We start from the raw sequence: 26724 nt of genomic DNA on the forward strand, positions 1-26724 counted from the left end.
AGCGCGGAGCTTTGCGTTAGCGTCAGTGGGGGTCTGACCCCAGCCCTTGCTTTTGGTCAAAAAAACATCAATTTCCTGCTGGCAAACTGAATAACGGGTACTTTCCCGTCCTGTTCCTTCGATCATTTCCTCCAAGCATCGCTAATAATGGAAACTGTCCGGGTGATCTGTGTCCATGTGGAAGACAGCACCCAAGCAACAGGAGTCGACGATGGTCACACAGTTCAGCCAATATTGCGCCCCCCCCGCCTTGGGAGGCCGGTCATGAATGTGAAGAAATTTACGGGCGCCTCGTCGCGCGATGCGCTGCGCAAGGTGCGCGAAGCGCTGGGTCCCGATGCCGTGATCCTGTCGAACCGCCAGGCCGATGGCGTGGTGGAAATCCTCGCGCTGGCCAATGACGATGCCGCTTCGCTGGCGTCGCCGCCGGCCGCGTCCGAAATGTCGCAGCCCCGTCCCCAGTTGCAGACCCAGTTCGCCACGCCGCAGCGTCCGGCCGCCCCGGCCCAGCGCCCGGCTGCGCCACGTCCTGCCGCACCGCGCCAGGCAGCCGGCGAGCCAGTGGACATGGCCCGCATGCAGCAGATGATGGCCAGCGCGCTGGCGCACGTCAAAGAGAACGCCGCCGCCGAGATGAGCGGCATGATGAATGAAATCCGCGCCATGCGCGGCATGATGGAAACCCAGTTGGCGGAAATCTCGTGGGGCTCGACGCAGCAGCGCGAGCCGCAAAAAGCCGTGGTGCTGCGCGAAATGCTGGCCGCCGGTTTCTCGGCCAGCCTGGCGCGCTACCTGATCGACAAGCTGCCCGCCGGCCTCGATGGCGCGCAAAGCATGCGCTGGATTAAAACCGTCCTCAGTCGTAACCTGAATACCGTCGCCAATGAAGACGCCATGCTGGAGCAGGGCGGCGTGTTTGCGCTGGTCGGCCCGACCGGTGTCGGCAAGACCACCAGCACGGCCAAGCTGGCGGCCCGCTGCGTGATGCGCCACGGCCCGGAAAAGCTGGCCCTGATCACCACGGACGCCTATCGTATCGGCGCGCACGAACAGCTGCGCATCTACGGCAAGATCCTCGGCGTGATGGTGCATTCGGTGAAGGATGAAGCGGACTTGCGCATCGCCTTGAAAGAATTGAAGAACAAGCACACGGTGCTGATCGATACGGTGGGCGTGAGCCAGCGCGATCAGATGGTGACGGAGCAGGTGGCCATGCTGTCGGGCGCCGGCGCCGACGTGAAACGTTTGCTGTGCCTGAACTCCACGGCGACGCAGGAAACCTTGAACGAAGTGGTGCGCGCCTACCAGGGCAGCGGCCTGGCCGGCTGCATCATGACCAAGCTCGATGAAGCGGCCTCGATCGGCAATGTGCTCGACGTGGTGATCCGCCAGAAACTGAACCTGTTTTATGTGTCGAACGGCCAGCGCGTGCCGGAAGACCTGTACCTGGCCGACCGTGGCTACCTGATCGACCGCGCCTTCAAGCTCAAGCGCGATGCGGCGGCGACGCAGTTTTCCGATGCCGAACTGCCGCTCCTGATGGCGCAGGCGGCCGCCCGCAACAATGAAGCGCGCGGGGTGCGCCTTGGCTAATTTCGATTTCGATCAGGCCGAAGGCCTGCGCCGCATGCTGGCCGGCCCGCAGCCGCGCGTGATGACATTTTTATCGGCCACGCCGCAGGACGACAAGGGCGCCATGCTGGTCAACCTGGGCGCCTCGCTGGTCTACGGCGGCAATGACGTGCTGCTGCTCGACGCCAGCGGCGGCAGCGATGGCGTGGCCGCCCGTCTGGGACTGGCGCACGGTGCCAGCCTGCGCGACGTGGCGCGCCAGCAGTGCGCCCTGAACCAGGTCATCCACCAGGTGCCGCAAGGCTTCGGCGTGGCCAGCCTGGGCGCGCGCAACCACCTGATGGACAGCATGGACTATGCGGGTGCGGAAGAACTGCGCCGCCTGGGCAAGACCTTCGAGGTACTGGCGCGCCAGAGCGGCATCGTGCTGGTCGACGGCGTCGTCGCCGACGCGGGCGATTGCTTCCCCGTGCCGCTGATGGCCTCGTCCGACATCGTGGTGCAAGTGTCGACCAGCGCCACCTCGATCAAGGCCGCGTACTGCCTGATCAAGCGTCTGAGCCAGGAGCTGGGACGCCGTCCGTTCGGCATTCTGGTCACCGGCGCTTCCGAATCCGAGGCAAAAGTGGTATACGATAATATGGCGCAGGCGGCGAGCCGCTACCTGGCCGTGAAACTGACCTCGATGGGATCGGTGCCTGCCGATGAGTATCTGCACCGCGCGGCGCGTCTGGGCCGCAGCGTGGTCGATGCCTTTCCGCTGGCGGGAGCCTCGGTGGCGTTTCGCGGACTGGCCGAGCGGCTGGCCCGTTCGGCGGCGCCGGTGCTCGGTGGCACCTTGTACCAGACGGGGAGCCCGCACCAGTTCAGCGTCTGAATCCATCATCAGCACACGATAGCAGTTAAAACAATAAGCAGCCTATGTACACGGTCAAAGGGAAATCGAACAAGGACTATTTGCTGACGGAGCACATTCCGCTGGTGAAGCGTCTGGCGCACCATATGAAGGCGAAATTGCCGCCTTCGGTCGAGGTCGATGACCTGATCCAGGCCGGCATGATCGGCCTGCTCGACGCCATCAGCCGCTATGAAGAGACGCATGGCGCGCAGTTCGAGACGTATGCCGTGCTGCGTATCCGCGGCGCCATGCTCGACGAATTGCGTACCAGTGACTGGCTGCCGCGCAGCATGCGCCAGAACATGCGCAAGATCGAAGAGGCGATGAGCATTTTGCAGCAGCGCCTGGGACACCCGCCGACGGAGTCGGAAGTGGCGAAATTGCTGAAAATGTCGCTCGTCGATTACCAGGAAATGCTGGGCGACGGCGGCGGCCACCAGTTGCTGTACTACGAAGACTTTCATGACCCGGACGGCAATGACAGCTTTCTCGACCGCCATTGCGTGGACGAGGACAGCGACCCCTTGCGGTCCCTGCTCGATACCGATTTCCGGCAATCCGTGATCGATGCCATCGACGCGCTGCCGCCACGCGAGAAAATGCTCATGGGCCTGTATTACGAAGAAGAGCTGAACCTGAAGGAGATCGGCGCGGTGATGGGCGTGTCCGAATCGCGCGTCTCGCAGCTGCATACCCAGGCCGTCGCGCGCCTGCGGGCAACCTTGAGGGAGCTGGCGTGGACTGGTCCAGCGTAATCGGGCTGGCGCTGGCGCTGGCCGGCCTCTTGGTCGGCCAGGCACTGGAAGGCGGCAAGATGGCCTCCCTGCTGCAGCCGGCCGCCTTCGCCATCGTGGTCATTGGCACCTTCGGCGCCGTGCTGCTGCAAACGCGGCTGCGCACCTTCGTGCGCGGCCTGGAAATGCTGCGCTGGGTCTTCCTGCCGCCAGCCGACACGCGCGCCGCGCTGGCGCGCGACATCGGGCAATGGAGTTTGACGGCGCGCCGCGACGGCCCGCTGGCGCTCGAACGCCTGATGGAAAACACGGCCGACCGCTTCAATGCCAAGGGCTTGCGCATGATCGTCGACGGCATCGCGCCCGACAAGCTGCGCCAGCTGCTCGACGTGGAAATCTCCGCCTACGAGCTGGCCGAACGCCAGGCCGTCAAGGTGTGGGAATCGGCGGCCGGCTATTCGCCCACGATCGGCATCCTGGGCGCCGTGCTGGGCCTGATCCACGTGATGGAAAACCTCACCGACCCGAGTAAGCTTGGCAGCGGCATTGCCGTGGCGTTTGTCTCGACCATTTATGGCGTCGGCCTGGCCAATCTGCTGTTCCTGCCGGTGGCGAACAAGCTCAAGGCCATCGTCTCGCGCCGCGTGCTGCAGTATGAAATCACGGCCGCCGTGTTGTACGACATCGCCACGGGCGACCACACGCGCATCATCGAAGAGCGCGTGGCCAGCCTCTTGCACGAGCACTGAGCATGATGCGGCGCGCGCGCAGGAAGTATGACGAGGAACCGGACAACCAGGACCGCTGGCTGATCTCGTACGCCGACTTCATCACCTTGCTGTTCGCCTTTTTCGTCGTCATGTATGCGATTTCGCAAGTCAACGAAGGCAAATACCGCGTCTTCCAGAATGCCATCGGCCAGGCCTTCAGTCTGGAAAAGGGCGCGCCGCCCATCATCATGGAAGCGCCGCAAGCCATTGCGCTGCCGAACCCCGCCCTGAAACGCCGCACGGAAGCCATCCGCCGCGAGCGCGAACACATGACGCGCCTGGCGCAGGACCTCACCTCCACGCTGGCGCCGCTGGTGAAGGAAGGCAAGGTGCGGGTGACGCAGACGAGCCGCGGCGTGAGCGTGGAAATCAATGCCAGCGTGCTGTTCGATCCGGGCGCCGCAGCGCTGACGGCGGAATCGGACCAGGCGCTGCGCGCCGTGGCCGTGCTGCTCAAGGATGACACGCACGACGTGCAGGTGGAAGGGCATACGGATGTGCAGCCGATCAGCAATTCGACCTTTGCCTCGAACTGGGAGTTGTCGGCCGCGCGCGCCAGCGCCGTGGTGCGCCTGTTCATCGCCAGCGGCGTACAAGCGTCGCGCCTGACGGCCGTGGGCCACGCCGACAACATCCCCGTGGCGCCGAACGAAACGCCGGAAGGGCGCGCGCGCAACCGCCGCGTCGCCGTGACGATTTTGTCGGGCATCCCCGAGACGGTGACGGAAGTGCCGACGCCGCCCGTCGCACCGGCACCTGCGCCGGCACCGGCCAACTGAACCCCGGCGCTTGGTACAATCGCGCCTTCTCCCTTTTTATCTCTCCATCATGAAAAGCAGTTCCCTGGGCGGTCTCGTGTATTCCACTGAAACGGGCCGCATGTGTCCCGCCTGCCGCCAGCCGCTGGCGCAATGCGCGTGCAAGGCGCAAGCCAAGGCGGCGCCGGCCGGCGATGGCGTGGTGCGCGTGTCGCGCCAGACCAAGGGCCGTGGCGGCAAGAGCGTCAGCGTGGTGAAAGGCCTGGCGCTGGACGCCATCGCGCTGGCCCTGCTGGGCAAGCAGTTGCGCACGCAGTGCGGCTCGGGCGGCACCGTCAAGGATGGCGTGATCGAAGTGCAGGGCGACCACGTGGACACCATCGTGGCCGCGCTGGCCAGGCTGGGGCACCAGGCGAAAAAAGCCGGCGGCTGAGCGTGCGGCCAGCTGCCGTGCGCCTGTGGTAACGTGCGCTTCCCATCCACGCGCATCCTCACCATGAACGTCAAATTCACCAGTGTCGCCATCGCCGCTGCCATCGCGGCAGCACTGGCGCTGGCGTACTGGCCCGCACCCGACGGCGGCGCGCCACAATCTGTGGTGATCGCTGCCGCCAGTGCACCAGCGGGGCGCAGCCTGGAATCGTATATGCATATCGATGCTTCCGTCCCTGCGGCTGAAGCGCCCGTTGTTGTTTCCCTGGCGCAGCGGCTCGAACGCCTGGCCGCCAGCGGCAGGGCGGAAGATGCGTATGCGGCCTACAACCTGCTCGACGACTGCATCGTCTTCCAGCGCGAAAGCCGCTTGCCGGGGCTGGAATTCGAGCTGGGACGCGAGATGACGGAGGCGGAAAAAGCCGCCCAGCAGCAGCTGTGCGTGGGCCTGACGCAGCGCCAGCGCGAGGACCGACTGGGCTACCTGGCCACTGCCGCCAAGGCGGGCGTGCCGGGCGCGGCCACCCTGTTCCTGTCGGAAGGGCCGTTCGGCGACCGCAGCGCGCTGCGCAACCGTCCCGACGATCCGCTGGTGCAGGCGTGGAAGCGGCAAGCCATCGCCCAGCTGGCGGCGCAGGCGGACGAGGCGGAACTCTCCAGCGTGGCTACCCTGATGATGGCCTACCTGCGCGATGGCGAGGTGGTGCAGAAGGATGCGCCGCAAGCGTATGGCTACCTGCTGGCCCTGCGCCTCGTCTATGACGATATCCTGGCGCCCGGCGTCACCAATCCGTATCAGGATGAATACTGGCACTGGCTGCAGGATGAGCTGACCCCGGCGCAGCAGGCCGCCGCCGCAGCGAAGGGACAAGCCATCGCGGCGAAATTTCGCCAGCACGCGGGGCGTCCGGCGCACGGTTGAGCTGGCAAGGCCGCTGCACTTTGCCGGGGATCGCTGTCAAATAAGAGACTTAGCCGATGACGACGCGCCGGCTGGCCGTGTTGGTCATCGCTTGGCCGCTGGGGCCGTAGAAATTGCCGCTCTGGGCCGTGGGGCGCATGGCGTTCAGGGCGCCTTGCGTGTGCAGCATGTGCTTGTTGACCAGCATGCTGTTGAGCCGGTTCTGTTCTTTCGCTTCGCGCGTGGTGTCGAGCAGGGCGTTCCACAGGGGCGCCGCTTCGGCTTCGCTGGCGCCGGCCAGCCAGTCTTCCATGCCCGCTTCGGCGGCCGTGAAACCGGCTGCCGCCAGCGCCTGGTGGCGTCGCGCCGCCAGCTGGCTCAATTGTCCGACGAGTGCCGTCTTGCGCACCGTGAGCTCCGTGATTGCATCGATGTCAGCCGCAACCAGATGCCGCTGTTCTTCTTTCATCAATGCCAGCAATGTGGTCATGAGCTGTTGCTCGTCGCGCAGGCTGGAAAACGGAGTCACTGATTGCATGAGGGAACCTATCTATTTCGTGAGTGCAGCAAGTCCTTGACTGTGTCGAGGAGACCGTCCGCCACTTTTTCAGAGTTGACCTGGAACTGGCCGTCGGCGATCGCCAGTTTGATGCGTTCGACTTTTTTCGTGTCGAACACGGCGCCGCTGCCGGCAGTTGCACTGGCCGCTAATGCCTGTCCTTGTGACGACAGGCGTACATTGTCCGACGTCGTCGGTGTTGCCTGGGCTTTCTCGGCATTCCGGGCGCCGGAGGTATTCGCGGGCGCCACCGGCAGGCCGGGATTGCTTTTAATGGTGTTATCGGTAATTTTCACAGCGTGATCCTCGTCTGGTCGAAGTCAAAAAACTCCGGGATATGACATCTTATCGGCATCTTATCCAGGAACTTTAGTGCGCCAGACTACAATATCGCTATCTATTCGCGTTAAAAGGCGACCTCCACCATGCCACCCGCGCGCGCCACGCCGCTGATCTGCTGGCCGCTCTGCGTGCGTACCTGCACCGTCTGGCCATCGCCAGCGCTGCCGATGGCGCGTCCTTCTGATGCCACCTGGAAGCCGTTGCCGCTGGAAACGACACGCACCAGCTGGCCTTGCATGACCACCGGCTTGCGGCGCAGGGTGTCGAGGCGCATCGGCGTGCCTGGTGGCAATGAAATATTCGTGCTGGCGCCCACTACCTGGGCCATGTCGGTGGCGATGCCTGCGGGCAATGCCGCCAGGTCGCCCTGCATCGTCACCAGCTGGCTGGCGTCGATGGCTTGCCCTTGCGCCAGCGGCACGGCGCTGGCGACGTAATCGCCCACGACGGCCACGTTGGCTTGCAAATAGATGGTCCAGTTGGAAGGCGCCGTGCAGCGCACGCCCACGGTGGTCTTGCCCCAGGCGCGCGCGCCTGGCGCCATGAACGCTTGCGGCGCGGGGCAGGTGGCCAGGTTCAGGCGCGGATCGACGGCGCCGACGGTGATCGTCACCTTGCCTGGCAAGCCGTTGCTTTGTACTTGCAGGAATTGTTCCACGCTGTTGCGCAGCGCTTCCGGGGTCTGCCGGCCGGCGTTTTGCGCCTGCGCCAGCAGTGGCAGGGCGGCAAGAGCGAGAAGGAGAGCAAGCGGTGTTTTCATGGTGATAGGCCTCTGGAATACTGCCATGATAGTGCGCGCAGCCCTGATTGAAGCGCCGATTAAGGGGTAAAAGTACGGTCTGATCCGGCGATGGTCTTGCCGGTGGGCGCCGTACTATGTTTCCTGTCATTACTATACCGCCATCCTTCCGCCATCTCGGGCGCCAGTGGCAGATCTTTCCGGAGCCTGACATGATAGGGAAACTCGACGATTACATGCGCTTCAACGAGACGGCGCTGAGCCTGCGCTCGACGCGCCAGGAATTGCTCGCCTCGAATATCGCCAATGCCGATACGCCCAACTACAAGGCGCGCGATGTCGATTTCGCCAGCGCGCTGAAGGGGGCGATGGCGCGCAAGGATGGCGTGCCGCCGGCCCTGAAGGGCACGGCGCCGCAGCATCTGCCGGGCAAGGGCGTGGCCGCTGCCGCAGGCAGCAGCACGGGCGGCAAGGTCGAGACCCTGGCCGACGGCACGCCGCTGCTGTACCGCGCGCCGGCCCAGGGCGCCGTCGACGGCAATACGGTGGACATGGATCTTGAACGCAACGCCTTTACCGACAACGCCATCCGCTACGAGGCGGCCGTGACGTTCCTCAACTCGCAGATCAAGGGCATGCTGACGGCCATCCAGGGAGGACAATAATCATGTCGCTGTTTAATATCTTCAATGTCTCCGGTTCGGCCATGAGCGCGCAGGCGCAGCGCCTGAACACGGTGGCCAGCAACCTGGCCAATGCCGACAGCGCCACCAGCGCCAGCGGCGAAGCCTACCGCGCCAAGCAGGTGGTGTTCGAGGCCGTGCCCATGGCCAACGGCGCCACAGCCGTCAAGGTGCAGAAGGTGATCGAAGACCCGTCGCCGATGAAGCTGGTCTACGACCCGAAGAACCCGCTGGCCGACGAGAAGGGCTACGTCACCATGCCCAACGTGAATACGGTCGACGAGATGGTCAACATGCTGTCGGCCTCGCGCTCGTACCAGACCAATGTGGAAACCATGAACGCGGCCAAGTCGCTGCTCCTGAAAACCCTTACGCTCGGCCAATAAGGCTGACTGACCATTATGGCAACCATCGATACCAGCACCGCCACCGTCACCGACCTGATGGCGACGATGAATCCGAAGAAGACGACGGCCGCGAAGGGCAGCGTCGAGGAAGAAACCAACAAATTCCTGACCCTGCTGGTGACCCAGCTGCAAAACCAGGACCCGATGAACCCGCTGGACAATGCGCAGCTGACGAGCCAGTTGGCCCAGCTGTCCACGGTGACCGGCGTCAACAAGCTCAATACCACGCTGGAAACGCTGAAAACCAGCTACCAGCAGGCCGAATCCATGCAGGCGGCCAATATCATCGGCCACGGCGTGCTGACGGCAGGCAAGAACGTCACCCTGAGCAAGAGCGCGGCCCTGCTGGGCGTGGACCTGGCGACACCGGCCGACAGCGTCAAGGTCATCATCTACAACAGCGCGGGCAAGGAAGTCCATTCCATCGACCTGGGCCCGCAGGATGCGGGTACCTTGCCGCTGGGCTGGAACGGTTCCACCGCCGAGCTCGACAAGGATGGCAAGCCGATCGTGCTGGCCGACGGCGCGTATACCTTTTCGGTGGAAGCGACGCGCGGCGGCGCCAAACTCACCGATGCAGCGGCGCTGATGTTCGGTTCGGTCGCCAGCGTGTCGACGGGCGCCGGTGGCGTGAAGTTGAACGTGCCGGGCGTGGGCAGCATCACCATGGCCGATGTGAAACAGATTTTGTAAGCCGCTCGTTTGTAGCGTAGACCCTCTACCCCTAATTTCTACCAGGAGAACACAATGTCTTTCCAACAAGGCCTGAGCGGCTTGAATGGCGCCGCCAAATCGCTGGACGTCATCGGCAACAATATCGCCAACTCGGCCACCGTGGGTTTCAAACAATCGCAGGCGCAGTTTGCCGACATTTACGCCAACTCGCTGTATGGCGTGGGCGGCAACCAGCCCGGCATCGGCGTGGCCGTGTCGCAAGTGGCGCAGCTGTTCAACCAGGGTAACCTGGAAAGCTCGTCGAATCCGCTCGACATCGCCATCAATGGCGGCGGTTTCTTCCGCACCAGCGTGAACGGTGCCATCCAGTATTCGCGCAACGGCCAGTTCCAGGTCGACAAGAGCGGCTTCATCATCAATGCCCAGAAAGCCCAGCTGACCGGCTATCCGGCCGATGTGAACGGCAAGATCCTGGCCGGCGCCGTTGTGCCGCTGCAGATCGACCCGTCCGACATGGCGCCGCAGGCGACCACCAAGATCGATACCCAGGTCAACCTCGATTCCAATTCGGCCATGCCGACCGTGGTGCCGTTCAGCGTGGGCGAGCAAAAGTCGTGGACCAAGCAATTCCCCGTGCCGGTTTTCGATTCGCTGGGCAATGCCCACACCATGTCCAATTTCTATGTCAAGACGGGTACCAATAGCTGGGATGTCTACTCGGCTACTGACGGCAAGGAAATTACCAGCGCGAAAGTGGCTGCCGCGGCGCAGACCGATGCCGCTTCGCTGGCCGCGCGCGCCGCCTACCAGTCCGCCGTCACGGCCGTGCCGCTGGTGCCAGCGGCTATCACGGCTGCCGCCGTCGCCTATGGTAATGCGGCCGGCGCCGCCGTGCACACTGCCGCCGCAGCGGCCGGCGCCAGCCCCGCCCAGCTGGCTGCCATCAGCGCCACCTATGGTAGCGCCGTGCCCAACGGCATCAATTCCAGCCTGACGCCGGATCAGATCGACAAGAATATCGCCGCCGTGACGGAAGTGCCCGCCGTGAGGTCGGCTGCGCTGGTGTTCAACAGCGTCGGCAGCCTGGACAAGGCCGCCATGCTGGGCCTGACGCCGCCGCAAACCTTGCCGGTGACGGTCAACCTGCCCGTCTTCCCCGCCACGGGAGCGAACGCGAACCTGGCGATCAAGGTCGACTTCACCAACTCCACCCAGCTCAGTTCGTCCACCAGCGAAAAGCGCACCGTGGCCGATGGTTATGCGGCCGGTCAGCTGAGCCGTTTCGTCGTGGGGACCGATGGCGTGATTCAGGGCCAGTACAACAATGGCAAGACGCGCGACCTGGGCCAGGTGGTGTTGACCAAGTTTGCCAATCCGAATGGCCTCGAACCGCTGGGCAACAATGCCTGGGCGGAAAGCTCGACCTCGGGCAGCCCCATGACGGGTGAGCCGCGCTCGGCCGGCCTGGGCGACTTGCGCGCCTCGGCCGTCGAAGTGTCGAACGTGGATCTGACGGCCGAACTGGTCAACATGATCACGGCCCAGCGCGCCTACCAGGCGAATGCGCAGACCATCAAGACGCAGGATTCTGTTTTACAGACCCTCGTCAACCTGCGTTAAGAGTAAGGGGAGCCGTTCTTTCGGACGGCTCCCGGCTTTCGTTTTGCACGGAGAAAACACATGGACCGTCTCATCTACACCGCCGGCTCGGGCGCCAAGCACATCCTGGACAAGCAGGCGACCACGGCGAATAACCTGGCGAACGCCACCAGCACGGGTTTCCGTGCCCAGCTCGACTCGTTTCGCGCCGTGCCCGTGGTGGCCGACGGCATGATGCCGACGCGCGCCTTTGTCGTCGATTCGACGGTCGGCTCCGATTTCACGCAAGGACCGATGCAGCACACGGGCCGCGCGCTCGACGTGGCCGTGGAAAATGGCGGCTGGATCGCGGTGCAGTCGGCCGACGGTTCCGAAGCCTATACGCGCAACGGCGCCTTCAAACTCAATGAAAACGGCATGTTGCAGACACAATCGGGCCTGATGGTGCAGGGCGACACGGGACCGCTGGCCATTCCGCCGGGCGTGACGGTGGCCATCGCCAGCGATGGCACGGTGGGCACGATTTCCACCGATGTGCCGCCGGGCCCGTCCACGGTGCTGGGACGCATCAAGCTGGTCAACCCGCCCGAGCAGCAACTGGTGCGCGGCGACGACGGCCTGTTCCGCCTGAAAGATGGCACGGTGGCGCAAGCGGACCAGGCCGTCAAATTGACGACGGGCGCGCTCGAAGGCAGCAATGTCAGCCCCGTCGACTCGATGGTCAGCATGATCGCCCTGGCGCGCCAGTTCGAAACACAAATGAGCTTGATGAAGAATGCCGAGAATAACGCGGCGAAAGCCACCCAGATCCTCGCTTTGAATTGATAGAGCCGGTCGCATAATGGTCACATAGAAATAGTCTACAGGGCTGATGAGCGCTGTTATTGGAGAAAAATCATGATTCGTTCCCTTTGGATAGCCAAGACCGGCCTGGAAGCGCAGCAGACGCAGATGGACGTGATCGCCAATAACCTGGCCAACGTCAGCACCACCGGCTTCAAGAAGTCGCGCGCCGTGTTTGAAGATTTGCTGTATCAAAATGTGCGCCAGCCCGGTGCGCAATCGTCGCAGCAAACCCAGCTGCCGTCGGGCTTGCAGATCGGCACGGGCGTGCGCACCGTGGCTACCGAACGCATCCATACCCAGGGCAATCCCCAGGCGTCGGGCAATTCGCGCGACGTGATGGTCAACGGCACCGGTTTCTTCCAGGTGCTGCTGCCCGATGGCGCCACCGCCTACACGCGCGACGGCTCGTTCCAGACCGATGCCAATGGCCAGCTGGTGACTTCCGAAGGCTTCGTCATCCAGCCTGCCATCACCGTGCCGACCAATGCGCTGAGCCTGACCGTCGCGCGCGACGGCACCGTCTCCGTGACCTTGCCCAATACCGTGGCGCCGTCGCAGATCGGCTCCCTGCAGCTGACCACCTTCGTCAATCCGGCCGGCCTGGAATCGAAGGGCGAAAACCTGTACATGGAAACGGGCGCCTCCGGCGTGGCGCAAACCAACACCCCGGGCACGAATGGCGCCGGCGTGCTGATGCAGGGCTACATCGAGAGCTCGAACGTCAACGTGGCCGAGGAAATGGTCAACATGATCCAGACGCAGCGCGCCTACGAGATCAACAGCAAGGCCATCACCACATCCGATCAAATGCTGCAGAAATTGTCGCAACTTTAATTTTCATAGTCGTCATGCCATCCGCCGCCGGATGGCAGCGGAGGTTCGCCATGCAATACCCCATCATCGCCCTGTTGTCCGCAGTCCTGTTGTCCGGCTGCGCCATCACGCCTACGTCCATCGTGCAATACCCGACCACCACGCGCGCGCCGATGCCGGAACCGGTGGTCGTCAACAACGGTTCCATCTACCAGCCGTCGACCTACCGTCCCGCCTTCGAAGACCGCCGCGCGCGCCACGTGGGCGACATGATGACGATCGCCATCACCGAGCGCACGAATGCCGTCAAGGCGGGCGCCAGCTCCGGCAACAAGTCGGGCAGCGTGGGCTTCAGTACGCCTGGTTTTGCCCAGGGCCGTTTGGGTGGCACCGTCTCGGCGAATGGCGCAACGAAATTTGCCGATGGCGACAACCAGTCCGCCAGCAACACCTTTTCCGGCACAATCGGCGTGACGGTGATCGAGGTCTTGCCAAACGGCAATCTTATCGTTGCCGGCGAAAAACAGATCGCCATGAACAAGGGCACGGAATTCATCCGCTTCTCGGGCATGGTCAATCCCGACACCATCGGCACGGGTAACGTCGTGCCCTCGACCCAGGTGGCCGACGCGCGCGTCGAATACCGCACCAACAGCCAGATCGACCGCGCCGAAATGGCCTCGATGGCCTCGCGCTTCTTCCTCAGCCTGCTGCCATTCTGATCATGGCCACTTTTACTTTCCCCCGCTGTTTGGTCATTGCCGGCCTGGCTTGCGCCCTGCTGGCGCCGATGGCGCAAGCCGAACGCATCAAGGACCTGGCCAGCATCGCCGGCGTGCGCCAGAATCAGCTGATGGGTTATGGCCTTGTCGTTGGCCTCGACGGCAGCGGCGACCAGACCACGCAAACGCCGTTTACCATCCAGAGCGTGGCGGCGATGCTGCAGCAGCAAGGTATCAACTTGCCGCAAGGCACCAGTTTGCAGCTGAAAAACGTGGCCGCCGTGATGGTGACGACGTCCTTGCCGGCGTTTGCCCAGCCGGGCCAGATGCTCGACGTGACCGTGTCGTCGATGGGCAATGCGAAAAGCTTGCGCGGCGGCACCTTATTGATGACGCCATTGAAGGGCGCCGACGGCCAGGTGTACGGCATGGCGCAGGGCAATGTCCTGGTGGGCGGCGTGGGCGCGCAGGCGGCCGGCAGCTCCATCGTCATCAATCACCTGAGCGTGGGACGCATCTCGGGCGGCGCTACCGTCGAGCGCACAGTGCCCTCGGTGCTGGGCGCCAACAACACCATACGCCTGGAATTGAATGCCACCGATTTCGCCACCGCCAGCCGCGTGGTCGACGCCATCAACAGCCGCTACGGCGCCGGCACGGCCGCCGCGCTGGACGGGCGCGTGATTCAGGTGCAGTCGCCGGGCAGCAGCGACCAGCGCGTGACCTTCCTGGGCCAGCTGGAAAGCATCGAAGTCAATCCGGCCCGTCTGGCGGCCAAGGTCATCATGAATGCGCGCACCGGTTCCGTTGTGATGAACCAGTCCGTGACGCTGGAAACCTGCGCCATTTCGCACGGCAACCTGTCCGTCACCATCAATGTCGAGCCACAGGTGAGCCAGCCGGCGCCCTTGTCGGGCGGGCGCACGGTGGTCACGCAGACGGCACAGATCGATATCAAAAAGGAACCGGGCAAGGTCATGCTGGTCAAGGGTGGCGCTTCGCTGTCCGATGTGGTGAAAGCCTTGAACGCCATCGGCGCCTCGCCGCAAGACTTGCTGGCGATCCTGCAGGCGATGAAGGCGGCCGGTTCGCTGCGCGCCGAACTTGAAATCATTTGATGGACACGCCATGATCAGCCAAACCGACCTCAGCAATACCGCCGCCTACGACGTCAAGGGCATGGATGGCTTGCGCCAGTCCGCCAAGGCGAAGGATCCTGCTGCGCTGAAAGAGGCGGCCACGCAATTTGAGGCCATGTTCATCAACATGATGATGAAAAGCATGCGTGACGCCTCGCCGCAGGACGGCATCATGGATAGCCAGCAAAGCAAGATGTATACCTCGATGCTGGACCAGCAGACGAGCCAGAACCTGGCCAAGCGGGGCACGGGCCTGGCGGACGTGCTGATCCGCCAGTTGTCGTCCTCGAACCAGGCGCTGGCCGCCGATGGCGCCGAAGCGCCGTCGCCCCGCTCGTCGAGCATGGCGCAGGCGCTGGCCGCGTTCCGCCAGCAGCAGGGCGCCCTCACCGACGGTGCAAGCAGTGCCGGCGTCAGCGGCAAGACCCTGAGCGAGAAGGCCAATGCCACGCAGGCGCCGCATGTGCGCGCCTTCCAGGAAAAGCTGGGCGTGCATGCGGAAGAAGCCAGCCGCGCCACCGGCATCCCGGCCAAGTTCATGCTGGGCCAGGCGGCGCTGGAGACGGGCTGGGGCAAGCGCGAAATCATCAGCCGCGACGGCAGCAGCAGCCACAACCTGTTCGGCATCAAGGCGTCCAGCGACTGGAAAGGCAAGGTCACGGAGGCCGTCACCACGGAATATGTGAATGGCAAGGCGCAGCGCAAGGTGGAGAAATTCCGCGCCTATGACAGCTACGCGGACAGCTTCAAGGATTATGCGCAGTTGATTACCAACAACAAACGCTATGAAAAAGTGCTCGCCAGCGCGGGCGATGCCAGCACGTTTGCCCAGGGCTTGCAAAAGGCCGGCTACGCGACGGACCCGAATTATGCTGCCAAATTGACAAAAATCATCAAGCATTCGCTGGTCGGTTAACCCCTGCCGTGCCCCTGTGCAGGCCGCGCGCTTCAAGTTTTCGCCGCGGCTGCCGTAAATACATGTGACGGTAACCAATAGGACACCATGACTTCGAATCTACTCAGCATCGGTAAGGGCGGTTTGCTTGCAGCGCAGGTGGGCCTGTCGACGACCGGGCATAACATCACCAATGCGAATGTCCCCGGCTACAATCGGCAGACGGTGCTGCAGCAGACTTCGCAGTCGAACTTTTCCGGCTATGGCTTCGTCGGCACGGGCACGGAAGTGTCGCAGATCAAGCGCCAGTACGACAGCTTCATGGGCACCCAGGTCAATGCCGCACAAAGCGCCACCAGCGCGCTCGACAGCTATCACACGCAGATCAGCCAGATCGACAACTTGCTGGCCGACCCCACGGCGGGCCTGTCGCCCGCCCTGCAAGACTTCTTCAAGGGCGTGCAGGACTTTAGCGCCAATCCGTCTTCGGTCGCCTCGCGCCAGGCCTTGCTGTCGAGCGCCGGCTCGCTCGCTTCGCGTTTCCAGGGCTTGAGCGCGCGCCTGACGGAGATCGGCGACGGCGTCAATTCGCAGATCACGTCGAATGTGACGGTGATTAATACCTACGCCAAGCAGCTCGCCGAGCTGAACAAGTCGATTTCCCAATTGTCGGTCGATGCCAGCAACCAGCCCAACGATCTGCTGGACCAGCGCGACCAGCTGATCACGGAATTGAACAAATATGTCAAGGCGACGGTGCAACCCGCTGCCAACAATACCGTCACCATTTCCATCGGCGCGGGCCAGCCGCTGGTGGTGGCGGATCGCAGCTTCGCGCTGGCGGCCACGCCTTCGCGGACGGACCCGAACCGCATCGAGGTGGGCTATGTCACGGGCAATTCCGTCAGCGTGCTGCCGGACAGCTCCCTGACCGGCGGCTCGCTGGGCGGCTTGCTGGAATTTCGCAGCGGCACCCTGGACAATGTGCAGAACTCGCTGGGCAAGGTGGCCATCGCGCTGGCGAGCACCTTCAACGACCAGCACAAGCTGGGCCAGGACTTGAATGGCGCCATGGGCGGCGACTTTTTCAAGATACCCGACCCCGTGATCGGTGCCGACCGCGGCAACAACGCCAGCAGCACCACCGTGCTGTCGGCCAAGGTCAGCGACCCCACCAAGCTGACGGCCAGCGATTACAGCCTGAATTACGATGGCACCAACTATGTGGTGACGCGCGAATCGGACGGTGCGCACACCATCATCAATCCGTATCCGCAAACGGCGCCGCAAACCATCGACGGCGTTGATTTCTCGATCTCGGGCACGGCCGCCCAGGGCGACAACTACGTCATCAAACCGACGGCGAATGGCGCGGCCGGCCTGGCCGTGCTGATCACCGACCGCAACAAGATTGCCGCTGGGGCCCCCATCGCCACCTCGGCGCCGGTGGCCAATACGGGCACGGGCAAGCTCAGCGCCGGCTCCGTCGACAAGGCCTACCTGACCCCGGGCAATGCCCTGACGGGTCCCGTGACCTTGACGTACGACAAGGCGACTACCTCGCTGACGGGTTTCCCGGCCGGCCAGGCGGTGACGGTCAAGGGCGTGAATGGCGCCACCACGACCTATCCGGCCGGCACGGCGAGCATCCCGTATGCGGAAGGCGACAACTTCAGCTTTGGCGGCATCAATGTCAGCATGACGGGCACGCCGGCGCAGGGCGATACCTTCACGATCAAGCCCAATACGGGCGGCGTGGGCGACAACCGCAACGCGGCGCTGCTGGCGGGCTTGCAGACGAAGAACATCCTCGATGGCGGCAATGCCACGTTCCAGGGTTCGTATGCGCAAACCGTCAGCTTCGTGGGCAACAAGACACGCGAAGTGCAGGTCAGCGGCCTGGCCAGCCTGGCCTTGCTGCAGCAGGTCAGCACCCAGCAGCAGGCCGTCTCGGGCGTCAACCTCGATGAAGAGGCGGCCAACCTGCTGCGTTACCAGCAGTCCTACCAGGCGTGCGGCAAGGTCATGCAGATCGCCAGCACCCTGTTCGATGTGGTCATCGGCCTGGGACGTTAATTAATTTTTGCCGCGACATGGCGCGCGGCGGCTTTCTGGAAGGGCAGCATCATGCGCATCAGCACACGAATGATTTATGACCAGGGCAGTTCGCAGCTGAACAATCTGCAGGGCGCCCTGAACCGTACGCAGATGCAGCTGTCGGCGAACCGCCGCAACCTGACGCCTGCCGACGATCCGATCGCCTCGGCGCGCGCGCTGGAAGTGACGCAGTCGCAATCGATCAATACGCAGTTCGTGACGAACCGTTCGAATGCGAAGAATTTCCTGTCACAGGAAGAGCTGGCGCTGGGCAACACGGGTTCACTGATTGCGGACGTGAAAGACCTGGTCGTCAAGGCCGGCAATCCCGCGCTGAAAGATGTCGACCGCGACACCCTGGCGAAGGAACTGGAAGGGCGGCTGACCGACTTGCTGGGCATCGCCAACACGGCCGACGGCGCCGGCGGCTATCTGTTTTCCGGCTATAAATCCACCACCCAGCCATTCAGCCAGACGCCGACGGGCGCCACCTATGTGGGCGACCAGGGCCAGCGCGAATTGCAGGTGGGCTCGGCGCGCTACCTGGCGACCAGCGATTCCGGCGCCACCGTCTTTGAAAACAACCTGACCGGCAACGGCAAGTTCACCACGGCCGCCGCCGCCGGCAACTTCGCGCGCGGCGGTTCCGGCATCGTTTCCGGCGGCACGGTGACGGACTCGACGGCATTGACGGGACATAAATATTCCATCGACTTCAAGGTCGCGGGCACGGGTACCACTGCCGTCACCACGTATACCATCACTGACGCCACCTTGGGCCAGACGGTGCCGAATCCCGCCGTGCCCATCCCCTACAAGAGCGGCGACACCATCTCCTTCGCCGGCCAGCAAGTCAACATCACGGGTGCGCCGGCCGACCAGGACAGCTTTACGCTGGAGCCGAGCGCCAAGGAATCGCTGTTTACCACCGTGAAAAACCTGATCGGCGTGCTGCGCCAGACGACTACTGGCGACGCGGGCCAGGCGCGCCTGGCGAACGGTTTGAACGCGGCCCACAATATACTCGACACGGCCTACGACAATGTGCTGTCGGTGCGCACCGACGTGGGCGCGCGCATGAAGGAGCTCGATTATCTCGACAGCGCAGGCGACGACCTCGACCTCCAGTACGCCACCACCCTGTCGGACCTGCAGGACCTGGACATGGTGAAAGCCATTTCCACCTTCACCCAGCAGCAGGTGACCCTGCAGGCGGCGCAGAAAACGTTCACCTCGATCTCGGGCCTGTCGCTGTTCAACTACATCAGCTAAGCGCTCGGTATCGGCTCGATGACCGGCAAGCCGGGGCAGGGAGAATACCTCCCGCCCCGGCTTTTTTACGTGTGCAAAATGGCCGTCTTGACAAGATGTGCAGGCAAGCTGTGCAGTCTACCTGTCTATCTGTTATACTGATGGCCGTTGATACACCCCACGGCCACCATGAGCATCCCACAAGAAGAACACAACGATCACGAGCACGTGCTGCAACTGGCCGGCGAATTGCGCATCCTGGTCGGCAAGCTGCGCCGCCGCCTGCGCGACGAAGCGCACCTGGGCGATGTCAGCATGTCGCAGGCATCCGTGCTGAGCCGCCTCGAGCGCGACGGCCCGGCCACGGCCAGCAGCCTGGCGCGCGCCGAAGGCATGCGGCCCCAGTCGATGGCCGCCACCGTGCAAGCGTTGACGCAAGCGCGCATGGTGACGGGCTCGCCCGACCCGGCCGATGGCCGGCAGACGCTATTGACCCTGACGGACAGTTGCCGCACCTGGATCGCGGCCAGCCGCGCGGCGCGCGAAGACTGGCTGGCGCGCACCATTGAAACCCGGCTCACGCCGGACGAAGTTACCGAACTGAACCATGCAGTGGCCTTACTCAAACGCTTGGCGGAATGATCCGCTGAGGTATCCCACAACCCGGCAAGGAGCCCGCACGCCCAGATGAACAACACCTTCCGTTCGCTACGCATTCCCAATTACCGTATCTGGGCCGGTGGCGCCCTGGTGTCGAATATCGGCACCTGGATGCAGCGCACGGCGCAGGATTGGCTGGTGCTGAGCGAATTGACGCAGCACAATGCCAGCGCCGTCGGCATCGTCATGGCCTTGCAGTTCGGCCCGCAACTGCTGTTGCTGCCCCTGACGGGCATGGCAGCCGACTTGCTCGACCGCAGGAAATTGCTGCTGTGCACGCAGGCGGCCATGGGCTTGCTGGCGCTGGGACTCGGGATCTTGTGCATCAGCGGCCTGGTACAACTGTGGCATGTGTATGTGTTTGCTTTCCTGCTGGGCTGCGTGACGGCCTTCGATTCGCCCGTGCGCCAGACGTTTGTTGCCGAAATCGTCGGCGAGGAAGACCTGACGAACGCCGTGGCGCTCAATTCCACCTCGTTCAATGCGGCGCGCATGCTGGGCCCCGCGGTGGCAGGACTGCTGATCAGCAGCGTCGGCAGCGGCTGGGTCTTCATCATCAACGCCGTCTCGTTTGCCGCGGTGATCGGTTCGCTGTTGCTGCTGCGCGTGCAATTGCTGCGCCGCGCACCGCGTATCAAGGCCACGCGCGCCAGCCTGGGCGAGGGTTTCCGCTACGTGCGCCAGCGGCCCGACCTGATGGCCATCCTGCTGATGCTGTTCCTGATCGGCACCTTCGGCTTGAATTTCCCGATTTTCCTCTCGACCATGTCGGTCACGGCCTTCCATGCGGGCGCCGGTCAGTATGGCGTGCTCAGTTCCATCATGGCTTGCGGCTCCGTGGCCGGCGCCCTGCTGGCGGCGGGGCGCGGCCAGCCGACGCTGGCCTTGCTGCTGGGGGCGGCGGCGCTGTTCGGCCTGGCCTGCGCGCTGGCCGCCGTGATGCCCAATTACTGGCTGTTCGGCATGATGCTGGTGGTCATCGGCATCGCCGCGCAAACGTTTACCACCAGCGTCAACAGCAGTGTGCAATTGTCGACGGCGCCCGCCATGCGGGGCCGCGTGATGGCGATCCTGCTGGCTATCTCGGCGGGCGGCACGCCGCTGGGCGCACCCGTCGTGGGCTGGGTGGCCGATACCTTCGGCCCGCGCTGGGCGCTGGGCATCGCCGCCCTGTCGGGGCTGGCGGCGGCGCTGGTCGGCGTGCGCTACCTGGTCAAACATCATCAGTTGCGGCTGAATGTCGATGTGCGGCGCTGGCGCGTGGCGCTCAGCACGGACCAGCATTGAGCGCGGTCTTAGCGTGCCGGTGTTGCCGGCGGCGCCGGGCGCAAGGGGTTCGGCGCCGCCGGCGGCGGTGGCCGGTCGCGCGTGGCGAAGCCGCGCGGCAGCAAACGCGCCGTTTCTATGCCGCGCAGGAACATATTCTGGAACGGTGTGGCCAGGTAGGGCAGGACCATGCTGATCACCAGCAAGCCCACGCCCAGGGTCACGGGAAAACCGATACCGAAAATGTTCAGCTGCGGCGCGGCCCGCGTCAAAATGCCCAGCGCCACGTTGGTCAGCAGCAGGGCGGCGATGATGGGCAGCGAAATCTGCAGGCCGGAACGGAAGATTTCCCCGCCCCAGGCCGCCAATTGCTGGAAACCGCCGCCGCTGATGGGACTCGATGAAATGGGCAGGCTGACAAAGCTTTCCGCCAGCGCCGCCAGCAAGACCAGGTGGCCGTTGACTGTCAAGAACATCAAGGTGGCCAGCATGACGAGGAACTGGCTGATGGCGGAAGACCTGCCCTTGGTTTGCGGGTCGAAGAACGAGGCGAAGCCCAGGCCCATGGTGAGACTGCTGAGCTCGCCCGCCATTTCGATGGCGGAAAACACGATGCGGATGGAAAAGCCCATGGCCAGGCCCACCAGCATCTCTTGTGTGAGGATCAGCAAGCCGGGCAAGGACATCGGGTTGACGGCCGGCAAGGCCGGCACGGTGGGAGCGATGATCATGGCCAGCAGCGCGCCCAGAGTCACCTTGACGCTGGCCGGCACGGCCGCATTGCCGAACAGGGGCGCGGCCGCGATCAGGCCGAGGATGCGGCTAAGCGGCCACAGCAGTGCTGCGATCCACGTGTTCAGTTCGATGCTCGACAGGGTCAGCATGGCAATGGTGGCTGCACTAACCCACCAGGTTCGGTATGCCGGTAAATACCTGGCGCATGTAGTCGAGCATGACGGACAGCATCCACGGGCCGGCCACGACGAGGGCGACAAAGATGCCGACCAGCTTGGGGATGAAGGACAGGGTCGATTCGTTGATCTGCGTGGCCGCCTGGAAAATACTCACGATCAAGCCGATGATGAGGGCGACGAGCAGCATGGGCGCGGCCACCATCAGGGTGACTTCCATCGCATGGCGGCCCAGGGTCATGACGCTTTCCGGTGTCATCGTACGTCCCCTAGTAAAAACTCTGGGACAAGGAGCCCAGCAGCAATTGCCAGCCATCGACCAGCACGAACAGCATCAGCTTGAACGGCAGCGAGATCGTCGCCGGCGACATCATCATCATCCCCATCGACATCAGCACGCTGGCGACCACCATGTCGATGATCAAAAACGGGATGAAGATGGCAAAGCCGATCTGGAATGCCGTCTTCAGTTCGCTGGTGACGAAGGCGGGCACGAGGATGCGCAGCGGCACGTCTTCCGGTCCTTGCAGGGCCGGCGAGCGCGACATCTTGGCAAACAGCGCCAGATCGGCCTGGCGCGTCTGCTTGAGCATGAAGGTTTTCAGGGGATCGACGCCCTTGTCCATGGCCTGCTGCATGCTGATCTTGTTTTCCTGGTAAGGAAGATAGGCATCCGTATAAATCTTGTCGAACACGGGGCCCATGACGAACAGGGTCAGGAACAGGGCCAGGCCCACCAGCACCTGGTTCGGCGGCGCCGATTGCGTGCCGATGGCCTGGCGCAGCAGGGACAGCACGATGATGATGCGCGTGAAGCAGGTCATCATCAGGAGGGCCGCCGGCAGGAAGGTGAGCGACGTCATCAGGATGAGCGTCTGCACCGGCAGCGAGTAATTCTGTCCGCCGCCCGGCGCCGGCGTGCTGTTGAAGGCCGGGATACCCGGCTGTGCCATGGCCCACAGCGGCAAGGCCAGGGCGGCCGCCGCCAGCAGCCAGGTCAGGGGAGTCTTTACGTGGGACCACGCCATCTGCTGCTTATTTCCCATTGCGTTTTTCGATGGTCTGTTTCAGCCACTCGGAAAAATTGGCGGCCGCGGGGCCGTTTTGCGTCGTCGCCAGTTGCGGCAACTCGCCTTCCTGGCGCGGCATGGTGGCCAGCGCGTTGATGCGGCCGGGCGAGGCGCCGACGACGATCCACTGGTCGGCCACTTCGACGAGGACGATGCGTTCGCGTCCGCCCAGGTTGAGCGAACTGACGACGCGCATCTTGTTGTTGCCGCCCATCACCTTGGGGCCATAGCGTTTCATGAACCAGGCCAGGCCGATCAGCAGGGCCAGCACGAACACCAGCGCGAAGATGGTTTGCAGCAAGCTGCCGGCCGAGCTGGTCGGCGCCATCGTCATGGGCGCGCCCGCCGGCATGGCGGGCAGGGCGGCGGCAGGCGCGGGTGCCGCCGCAGCGGCGGCAGCGGGTTTTTCAGATGCCACTTCGGCAGCTGCACTGGGCGCCGCCGTTTCGGCCGTGGCCGAAGCTGGTGCGGGCGCCGAAGCCGGCGCCGCCAGCGCAATGCCGCATGCCGCCATCAGCGGCAGCACGGTGGAAATCAACAGGCCAGGCTTCATTTATTCAATTTTCGGATGCGTTCGGAAGGCGTGATGATGTCGGTCAGGCGGATACCAAACTTGTCATTCACCACCACCACTTCGCCCTGGGCGATCAGGCAGCCGTTCACCAGCACGTCCATCGGTTCGCCCGCCAGGCCGTCGAGCTCGACCACGGAGCCCTGTGCCAGTTGCAGCAGGTTCTTGATGGCGATCTTGGTGCGGCCCAGTTCGACCGTCAGCTGCACGGGAATATCGAGGATGAAATCGATATCGTTGTGCGTTTCCGACTTTGACGCCTGCTTGGAAAAGTCCTTGAACACGGCGGCGCTGGCCGCGCTGGCCGTATTGGCTGCCTGGTTTTGCAGCGCTTCGGCTTCCGCCTTGGCCTGCTCGGCAATGGCCGCGCCCCAATCGTCTTCCGCGCTTTGGTCGTCTTGGTTGTCAGACATGTGTTTCTCCTGTTGTACAGATACGGACCGCAACGCGGCCCGGGTAGTTATTTAGTGATTATTCATGTTATCGGAATTTGCCAATAACTTTTCAACCTTCAGCGCATATTGTCCGTTCAACACGCCATATGTGCAATCCATCACGGGCACGCCGTCGACGGTGGCGGCGATCAGTTCGGGTATGTTCAGTGGAATGATGTCGCCCACCTTCATGTTCAAAATCTCGTCGAACGAGACGCGCGCCGTGCCCAGCGACGCCACCAGTTCGACTTCGGCGATCTGGATCTGCTGCGTCATCAGGCGGATCCAGCGCTTGTCCACTTCCAGCGCTTCGCCCTGCAGGCTCGAGGTCAGCGAATCGCGGATCGGTTCGATCATCGAATACGGCATGCAGAAGTGGATTTGTCCGGAAACGGAGCCCAGTTCCACCGTAAACGTCGAGGCGACGACGACCTCGTTCGGCGTGGCGATGTTGGCGAACTGCGTGTTCATTTCCGAGCGGATATATTCGAACTCGACGGGGAAGACCGGTTCCCACGACTTGGTATAGGCTTCAAAGACGATGTCGAGGATGCGCAAGATGATGCGCTGCTCCGTCTGCGTAAAGTCGCGTCCTTCGACACGCGTATGAAAACGTCCGTCGCCGCCAAACAGGTTGTCGACCAGCAGGAACACCAGGCCCGGATCGAAGACCATCAGGGCCGTGCCGCGCAGCGGCTTCATGTGGACCAGGTTCAGATTGGTCGGCACCACCAGGTTGCGGATGAACTCGCTGTATTTCGAGACGCGCACGGAACCCACCGACACTTCGGCACTGCGGCGCAGGAAGTTGAACAGGCCCACGCGCAGCAGGCGGGCGAAACGCTCGTTGATAATTTCCAACGTTGGCATCCGGCCGCGCACGATGCGCTCCTGGGTTGCCAGGTTGTAGGTACGAACTCCCGTGACATCTTCCGGCGCCTGCGCGTCGTCCTGGTCTCCGTTGACGCCCTTCAGAAGGGCATCGACTTCTTCCTGGGAGAGGAAATTATCGGCCATGGCTGCTTATTGAATGATGAATGCGGTAAATAATACGTCCGTCACGTCCTGCTCCGGCCCTTTGTCCTCGAACGGCTGGTTCACCTGATTGATGATTTCGGCCGCCAGTTGCTGCTTGCCTTCCACGGTATTGAGTTCGGATGCCTTCTTGCCAGACAGCAGCAGCAGCAAGCGGCTGCGCACTTTCGGCATGTTGACCTTGATCAAGTCCATTTCTTCCGGGCTGCTGGCCTGCAAGGTGAAGGCGATTTGCAGGTACTGCTCGCCATTTTCCGGCTGCAAGTTGACGGTGAAGGAGTCGATGGGCACGAAGACGGGCGGACCGGCCTTGGAAGCGGCATGTTTTTTCTTGCTGGGCGCCGCTTCTTCTTTATCGGCCTTGCCATGCAGGAAGTACCAGGCGGCGCCGCCACCGATGCCGCCAGCCACCAGCACCGCGGCCAGCACGATGATCAGAAGCTTCTTTTTCGAGGCGCCGGGGGGGGCCAGGCCTGCATCTGCTTTCGGATCTGCTTTCATTTTTGGATTTGCTTTCAATGGTACTCGAGTGCATGGAAGTGGATCACGACGCCATTATGTCATTATCGGCAAATTCTGCGCAGAAGGATGCAGTGAAAAGAGGGCGGAAGCGCCCTCAACTCGCTGTTTTTAGACGAAAAGTTACTCTCTGGGACGCGCCTGGGGCCTGCGGCCGACGAATTGGCCTCAGGCAAAGGTATCCACGGCACTCAGGCTGGGCCGGCTGCGTCCGCCCGCCGCCGGCGCGATGGCGATCTCGCCACCGGAGACGCCGCCGCCCTGACCGTTGCCGCGGCGTTCGCCCGAGGCGGCACGCTCGCCATTGTGTTGCTGTTCCGGCGTGCCGGCCGAGACGGTGGCGTTGCCGAAGGCGATGCCCGCTTCGCTCATCATCTCGCGCAGGCGCGGCATGGCCGCTTCCAGCGCCTGGCGTACTTCGGGCTGGGCCGACATGAAGGCGGCATCGGCCTGGTCATTGGTGACCGTCAGCACCACTTGCACCGGTCCCAGGTCGGGCGGATTCAGGGTCAGGGTGGCGCTCTGGTCGCCACCGGCCGCCATCCACACGACCTTCTGTCCCAGCTGCTGGTCCCAGGCCGGCGTGCCGACCCGGCCCGTCAGCTTGTCGGCCGGCACGGCCACCGCGGCGGCGGCCTGCTGCAGCACGCCTGGCTGCAACTGGGCCGCCAGGCGGCTCAGGTCGGCAGGTGCTTCCTTGATGATCGCGTCGCTCACGGCGCTGCCAGCCTTGGCCGTGGCCGCCAGCTGCGCATCGATGGCCAGCTTGCCCGGCTCGGCCTTGCCGCTCGGCATGCTGGCGCCTGGTGTGGCGCTTGTCTTGGCCTGGGCCTGGCCCAGGCTGTCGGCAAAGTCGCCGCTGTCGGCTTGCGCGATGACCGTGGCGGCGGCCTTGCCGCTGCCCTGGCCGGCTGCCAGCAAGGCCCCCGTTGCCAGGTTCTTGCCATCGGCCTTGACGCTGGCGCGCGCGGGCAGTTCCGGCGCGGCCTTGGCCGCTGGCGGCTGGATGGCCAGCTGGATGCTGCCCACCAGGGCCAGCATCTCGGCGGCCGGATCGGCCGGCGGCGGGACTGTCGCGGCGGGCACGCTGGCCTCGGCGTCGGCCGTGGCGCTGTCGGTGGGCGCGGGCGCGGATGGCTGTTCCTTGTTGGCGGCCGGTTCCGTGTCCGCTTGCATCGGCGTCGTGTCCTTGGCCGGCGCCTGCGTGGCGGCAGGGCTGGCGGGGCGGGGGGCAGGTGCTTGTACTTGCGCTTGCGCCATATTGCGGCTGGCCTGGCGTTGCTCGATCTGGCGGTTCAGGGTGCGCTGGAAGTCGCCTTGCGTGCTGCTGGTGGGCGGCTGGCTGCGGTTGGCGCCGCCCGGCGTGGCGTTCGGCGAGATAATCTGGGAAATCGGTGTGGGCTGGGTTTGCATGATGCTGCCTCAG

31 protein-coding genes are annotated in these 26724 nt (G+C 63.7%); 20 read left to right on the top strand and 11 right to left on the bottom strand.

Annotated elements, in window-relative coordinates; all coding sequences use genetic code 11:
• Positions 1 to 264 precede the first annotated feature (264 nt).
• The 7 genes from flhF to ACP7DW_RS12460 all read left to right on the top strand — a co-directional run bounded on the left by flhF (position 265) and on the right by ACP7DW_RS12460 (position 6086).
• Positions 265 to 1593 carry a flagellar biosynthesis protein FlhF gene (gene flhF / locus ACP7DW_RS12430; protein WP_099762516.1) on the top strand — a complete coding sequence of 443 codons (1329 nt, stop codon included), beginning with the start codon at positions 265 to 267 and terminating at the stop codon, positions 1591 to 1593.
• Entirely contained in the window at positions 1586 to 2449 is an 864-nt protein-coding gene (locus ACP7DW_RS12435; RefSeq protein WP_099764443.1) for a MinD/ParA family ATP-binding protein, read from the top strand. The genes flhF and ACP7DW_RS12435 overlap by 8 nt, the downstream gene beginning before the upstream one ends.
• Positions 2450 to 2493: 44 nt before the next feature.
• Positions 2494 to 3225 (top strand): RNA polymerase sigma factor FliA, encoded by a 732-nt coding sequence (locus tag ACP7DW_RS12440; RefSeq protein ID WP_071075839.1) that lies wholly within the window; start codon positions 2494 to 2496, stop codon positions 3223 to 3225.
• Positions 3207 to 3953 (top strand): flagellar motor protein, encoded by a 747-nt coding sequence (locus ACP7DW_RS12445; RefSeq protein WP_298413925.1) that lies wholly within the window; start codon positions 3207 to 3209, stop codon positions 3951 to 3953. The genes ACP7DW_RS12440 and ACP7DW_RS12445 overlap by 19 nt, the downstream gene beginning before the upstream one ends.
• 5 nt (positions 3954 to 3958) lie before the next feature.
• Positions 3959 to 4753 carry a flagellar motor protein MotD gene (gene motD / locus ACP7DW_RS12450; protein ID WP_426055769.1) on the top strand — a complete coding sequence of 265 codons (795 nt, stop codon included), beginning with the start codon at positions 3959 to 3961 and terminating at the stop codon, positions 4751 to 4753.
• Positions 4754 to 4802: 49 nt separating this feature from the next.
• Positions 4803 to 5165 (top strand): translation initiation factor Sui1, encoded by a 363-nt coding sequence (locus tag ACP7DW_RS12455; protein WP_298413929.1) that lies wholly within the window; start codon positions 4803 to 4805, stop codon positions 5163 to 5165.
• A 63-nt stretch (positions 5166 to 5228) separates the two neighbouring features.
• Positions 5229 to 6086: a hypothetical protein gene (locus tag ACP7DW_RS12460; protein WP_426085209.1), complete on the top strand. Its 858-nt coding sequence runs from the start codon at positions 5229 to 5231 to the stop codon at positions 6084 to 6086.
• A 49-nt stretch (positions 6087 to 6135) separates the two neighbouring features.
• Here ACP7DW_RS12460 and ACP7DW_RS12465 read toward each other — a convergent pair whose 3' ends face one another.
• The 3 genes from ACP7DW_RS12465 to flgA all read right to left on the bottom strand — a co-directional run bounded on the left by ACP7DW_RS12465 (position 6136) and on the right by flgA (position 7726).
• A complete protein-coding gene (locus ACP7DW_RS12465; protein WP_426055675.1) occupies positions 6136 to 6603 on the bottom strand; it encodes a flagella synthesis protein FlgN in 468 nt (155 codons plus the stop codon).
• An 8-nt stretch (positions 6604 to 6611) separates the two neighbouring features.
• Positions 6612 to 6920 carry a flagellar biosynthesis anti-sigma factor FlgM gene (gene flgM, locus ACP7DW_RS12470; RefSeq protein WP_298413937.1) on the bottom strand — a complete coding sequence of 103 codons (309 nt, stop codon included), beginning with the start codon at positions 6918 to 6920 and terminating at the stop codon, positions 6612 to 6614.
• Positions 6921 to 7030: 110 nt separating this feature from the next.
• On the bottom strand, positions 7031 to 7726 hold the full coding sequence (flgA, locus tag ACP7DW_RS12475) for a flagellar basal body P-ring formation chaperone FlgA (RefSeq protein WP_426055674.1): 696 nt from the start codon (positions 7724 to 7726) through the stop codon (positions 7031 to 7033).
• 191 nt (positions 7727 to 7917) lie between these two features.
• On the opposite strand from flgA, the gene flgB reads away from it, so the two are divergent.
• The 13 genes from flgB to ACP7DW_RS12540 all read left to right on the top strand — a co-directional run bounded on the left by flgB (position 7918) and on the right by ACP7DW_RS12540 (position 20779).
• Positions 7918 to 8370, top strand: coding sequence for a flagellar basal body rod protein FlgB (flgB, locus tag ACP7DW_RS12480; protein ID WP_426055673.1), 453 nt, complete (start codon positions 7918 to 7920; stop codon positions 8368 to 8370).
• Between the two features lie 2 nt (positions 8371 to 8372).
• Positions 8373 to 8774, top strand: a complete 402-nt coding sequence (gene flgC / locus ACP7DW_RS12485) for a flagellar basal body rod protein FlgC (protein ID WP_196854753.1) — start codon at positions 8373 to 8375, stop codon at positions 8772 to 8774.
• A 15-nt stretch (positions 8775 to 8789) separates the two neighbouring features.
• Positions 8790 to 9488: a flagellar hook assembly protein FlgD gene (locus ACP7DW_RS12490; protein WP_071075846.1), complete on the top strand. Its 699-nt coding sequence runs from the start codon at positions 8790 to 8792 to the stop codon at positions 9486 to 9488.
• Between the two features lie 54 nt (positions 9489 to 9542).
• Positions 9543 to 11090, top strand: coding sequence for a flagellar hook protein FlgE (locus tag ACP7DW_RS12495; protein ID WP_426055672.1), 1548 nt, complete (start codon positions 9543 to 9545; stop codon positions 11088 to 11090).
• Between the two features lie 60 nt (positions 11091 to 11150).
• A complete protein-coding gene (locus ACP7DW_RS12500; protein ID WP_426055671.1) occupies positions 11151 to 11894 on the top strand; it encodes a flagellar basal body rod protein FlgF in 744 nt (247 codons plus the stop codon).
• 72 nt (positions 11895 to 11966) lie between these two features.
• A complete protein-coding gene (gene flgG, locus ACP7DW_RS12505) occupies positions 11967 to 12749 on the top strand; it encodes a flagellar basal-body rod protein FlgG (protein WP_010400781.1) in 783 nt (260 codons plus the stop codon).
• Positions 12750 to 12799: 50 nt separating this feature from the next.
• On the top strand, positions 12800 to 13450 hold the full coding sequence (locus tag ACP7DW_RS12510; RefSeq protein WP_426055670.1) for a flagellar basal body L-ring protein FlgH: 651 nt from the start codon (positions 12800 to 12802) through the stop codon (positions 13448 to 13450).
• A 2-nt stretch (positions 13451 to 13452) separates the two neighbouring features.
• Positions 13453 to 14568, top strand: a complete 1116-nt coding sequence (locus ACP7DW_RS12515) for a flagellar basal body P-ring protein FlgI (protein WP_426055669.1) — start codon at positions 13453 to 13455, stop codon at positions 14566 to 14568.
• 10 nt (positions 14569 to 14578) lie between these two features.
• Positions 14579 to 15505, top strand: coding sequence for a flagellar assembly peptidoglycan hydrolase FlgJ (gene flgJ / locus ACP7DW_RS12520; RefSeq protein WP_426055668.1), 927 nt, complete (start codon positions 14579 to 14581; stop codon positions 15503 to 15505).
• An 87-nt stretch (positions 15506 to 15592) separates the two neighbouring features.
• Positions 15593 to 17560, top strand: coding sequence for a flagellar hook-associated protein FlgK (gene flgK, locus ACP7DW_RS12525; protein WP_426055666.1), 1968 nt, complete (start codon positions 15593 to 15595; stop codon positions 17558 to 17560).
• A gap of 51 nt (positions 17561 to 17611) precedes the next feature.
• Positions 17612 to 18853: a flagellar hook-associated protein FlgL gene (gene flgL, locus ACP7DW_RS12530; protein WP_426055665.1), complete on the top strand. Its 1242-nt coding sequence runs from the start codon at positions 17612 to 17614 to the stop codon at positions 18851 to 18853.
• A 168-nt stretch (positions 18854 to 19021) separates the two neighbouring features.
• The gene (locus ACP7DW_RS12535; RefSeq protein WP_426055664.1) at positions 19022 to 19474 is read left to right on the top strand and encodes a MarR family winged helix-turn-helix transcriptional regulator; all 453 of its coding nucleotides are present in this window, start codon (positions 19022 to 19024) and stop codon (positions 19472 to 19474) included.
• 45 nt (positions 19475 to 19519) lie between these two features.
• Positions 19520 to 20779, top strand: coding sequence for an MFS transporter (locus tag ACP7DW_RS12540; RefSeq protein ID WP_426055663.1), 1260 nt, complete (start codon positions 19520 to 19522; stop codon positions 20777 to 20779).
• A gap of 8 nt (positions 20780 to 20787) precedes the next feature.
• On the opposite strand, the gene fliR is transcribed toward ACP7DW_RS12540, so the two are convergent.
• The 8 genes from fliR to ACP7DW_RS12580 form a co-directional block, all read right to left on the bottom strand.
• On the bottom strand, positions 20788 to 21642 hold the full coding sequence (gene fliR / locus ACP7DW_RS12545; RefSeq protein ID WP_426055661.1) for a flagellar biosynthetic protein FliR: 855 nt from the start codon (positions 21640 to 21642) through the stop codon (positions 20788 to 20790).
• Positions 21643 to 21658: 16 nt separating this feature from the next.
• Positions 21659 to 21928, bottom strand: a complete 270-nt coding sequence (gene fliQ, locus ACP7DW_RS12550) for a flagellar biosynthesis protein FliQ (RefSeq protein ID WP_071075857.1) — start codon at positions 21926 to 21928, stop codon at positions 21659 to 21661.
• A 10-nt stretch (positions 21929 to 21938) separates the two neighbouring features.
• Positions 21939 to 22697, bottom strand: coding sequence for a flagellar type III secretion system pore protein FliP (fliP, locus tag ACP7DW_RS12555; protein WP_141170420.1), 759 nt, complete (start codon positions 22695 to 22697; stop codon positions 21939 to 21941).
• A gap of 7 nt (positions 22698 to 22704) precedes the next feature.
• On the bottom strand, positions 22705 to 23292 hold the full coding sequence (gene fliO / locus ACP7DW_RS12560) for a flagellar biosynthetic protein FliO (RefSeq protein WP_426055660.1): 588 nt from the start codon (positions 23290 to 23292) through the stop codon (positions 22705 to 22707).
• Positions 23289 to 23723, bottom strand: a complete 435-nt coding sequence (fliN, locus tag ACP7DW_RS12565; RefSeq protein WP_034754038.1) for a flagellar motor switch protein FliN — start codon at positions 23721 to 23723, stop codon at positions 23289 to 23291. Before fliN ends, fliO begins: the two co-directional genes overlap by 4 nt.
• Positions 23724 to 23774: 51 nt before the next feature.
• The gene (gene fliM / locus ACP7DW_RS12570) at positions 23775 to 24761 is read right to left on the bottom strand and encodes a flagellar motor switch protein FliM (RefSeq protein ID WP_071075860.1); all 987 of its coding nucleotides are present in this window, start codon (positions 24759 to 24761) and stop codon (positions 23775 to 23777) included.
• Positions 24762 to 24767: 6 nt separating this feature from the next.
• The gene (fliL, locus tag ACP7DW_RS12575) at positions 24768 to 25280 is read right to left on the bottom strand and encodes a flagellar basal body-associated protein FliL (RefSeq protein WP_426055659.1); all 513 of its coding nucleotides are present in this window, start codon (positions 25278 to 25280) and stop codon (positions 24768 to 24770) included.
• A gap of 186 nt (positions 25281 to 25466) precedes the next feature.
• On the bottom strand, positions 25467 to 26711 hold the full coding sequence (locus ACP7DW_RS12580) for a flagellar hook-length control protein FliK (RefSeq protein WP_426055658.1): 1245 nt from the start codon (positions 26709 to 26711) through the stop codon (positions 25467 to 25469).
• Positions 26712 to 26724: the final 13 nt, after the last annotated feature.

The organism is Janthinobacterium sp. PSRC1-1, from assembly GCF_049897525.1.
In the GTDB taxonomy this organism is placed as follows: domain Bacteria; phylum Pseudomonadota; class Gammaproteobacteria; order Burkholderiales; family Burkholderiaceae_D; genus Janthinobacterium; species Janthinobacterium tructae.

Coding starts and splice junctions, on each gene's coding strand:
- flhF (WP_099762516.1), top strand. CDS start 265: ATGAATGTGAAGAAATTTACGGGCGCCTCGTCGCGCGATGCGCTGCGC.
- ACP7DW_RS12440 (WP_071075839.1), top strand. CDS start 2,494: ATGTACACGGTCAAAGGGAAATCGAACAAGGACTATTTGCTGACGGAG.
- motD (WP_426055769.1), top strand. CDS start 3,959: ATGCGGCGCGCGCGCAGGAAGTATGACGAGGAACCGGACAACCAGGAC.
- ACP7DW_RS12455 (WP_298413929.1), top strand. CDS start 4,803: ATGAAAAGCAGTTCCCTGGGCGGTCTCGTGTATTCCACTGAAACGGGC.
- ACP7DW_RS12460 (WP_426085209.1), top strand. CDS start 5,229: ATGAACGTCAAATTCACCAGTGTCGCCATCGCCGCTGCCATCGCGGCA.
- ACP7DW_RS12465 (WP_426055675.1), bottom strand. CDS start 6,603: ATGCAATCAGTGACTCCGTTTTCCAGCCTGCGCGACGAGCAACAGCTC.
- flgA (WP_426055674.1), bottom strand. CDS start 7,726: ATGAAAACACCGCTTGCTCTCCTTCTCGCTCTTGCCGCCCTGCCACTG.
- flgB (WP_426055673.1), top strand. CDS start 7,918: ATGATAGGGAAACTCGACGATTACATGCGCTTCAACGAGACGGCGCTG.
- flgC (WP_196854753.1), top strand. CDS start 8,373: ATGTCGCTGTTTAATATCTTCAATGTCTCCGGTTCGGCCATGAGCGCG.
- ACP7DW_RS12490 (WP_071075846.1), top strand. CDS start 8,790: ATGGCAACCATCGATACCAGCACCGCCACCGTCACCGACCTGATGGCG.
- ACP7DW_RS12495 (WP_426055672.1), top strand. CDS start 9,543: ATGTCTTTCCAACAAGGCCTGAGCGGCTTGAATGGCGCCGCCAAATCG.
- ACP7DW_RS12500 (WP_426055671.1), top strand. CDS start 11,151: ATGGACCGTCTCATCTACACCGCCGGCTCGGGCGCCAAGCACATCCTG.
- flgG (WP_010400781.1), top strand. CDS start 11,967: ATGATTCGTTCCCTTTGGATAGCCAAGACCGGCCTGGAAGCGCAGCAG.
- ACP7DW_RS12510 (WP_426055670.1), top strand. CDS start 12,800: ATGCAATACCCCATCATCGCCCTGTTGTCCGCAGTCCTGTTGTCCGGC.
- ACP7DW_RS12515 (WP_426055669.1), top strand. CDS start 13,453: ATGGCCACTTTTACTTTCCCCCGCTGTTTGGTCATTGCCGGCCTGGCT.
- flgJ (WP_426055668.1), top strand. CDS start 14,579: ATGATCAGCCAAACCGACCTCAGCAATACCGCCGCCTACGACGTCAAG.
- flgK (WP_426055666.1), top strand. CDS start 15,593: ATGACTTCGAATCTACTCAGCATCGGTAAGGGCGGTTTGCTTGCAGCG.
- flgL (WP_426055665.1), top strand. CDS start 17,612: ATGCGCATCAGCACACGAATGATTTATGACCAGGGCAGTTCGCAGCTG.
- ACP7DW_RS12535 (WP_426055664.1), top strand. CDS start 19,022: ATGAGCATCCCACAAGAAGAACACAACGATCACGAGCACGTGCTGCAA.
- ACP7DW_RS12540 (WP_426055663.1), top strand. CDS start 19,520: ATGAACAACACCTTCCGTTCGCTACGCATTCCCAATTACCGTATCTGG.
- fliR (WP_426055661.1), bottom strand. CDS start 21,642: ATGCTGACCCTGTCGAGCATCGAACTGAACACGTGGATCGCAGCACTG.
- fliQ (WP_071075857.1), bottom strand. CDS start 21,928: ATGACACCGGAAAGCGTCATGACCCTGGGCCGCCATGCGATGGAAGTC.
- fliP (WP_141170420.1), bottom strand. CDS start 22,697: ATGGCGTGGTCCCACGTAAAGACTCCCCTGACCTGGCTGCTGGCGGCG.
- fliO (WP_426055660.1), bottom strand. CDS start 23,292: ATGAAGCCTGGCCTGTTGATTTCCACCGTGCTGCCGCTGATGGCGGCA.
- fliN (WP_034754038.1), bottom strand. CDS start 23,723: ATGTCTGACAACCAAGACGACCAAAGCGCGGAAGACGATTGGGGCGCG.
- fliM (WP_071075860.1), bottom strand. CDS start 24,761: ATGGCCGATAATTTCCTCTCCCAGGAAGAAGTCGATGCCCTTCTGAAG.
- fliL (WP_426055659.1), bottom strand. CDS start 25,280: ATGAAAGCAGATCCGAAAGCAGATGCAGGCCTGGCCCCCCCCGGCGCC.
- ACP7DW_RS12580 (WP_426055658.1), bottom strand. CDS start 26,711: ATGCAAACCCAGCCCACACCGATTTCCCAGATTATCTCGCCGAACGCC.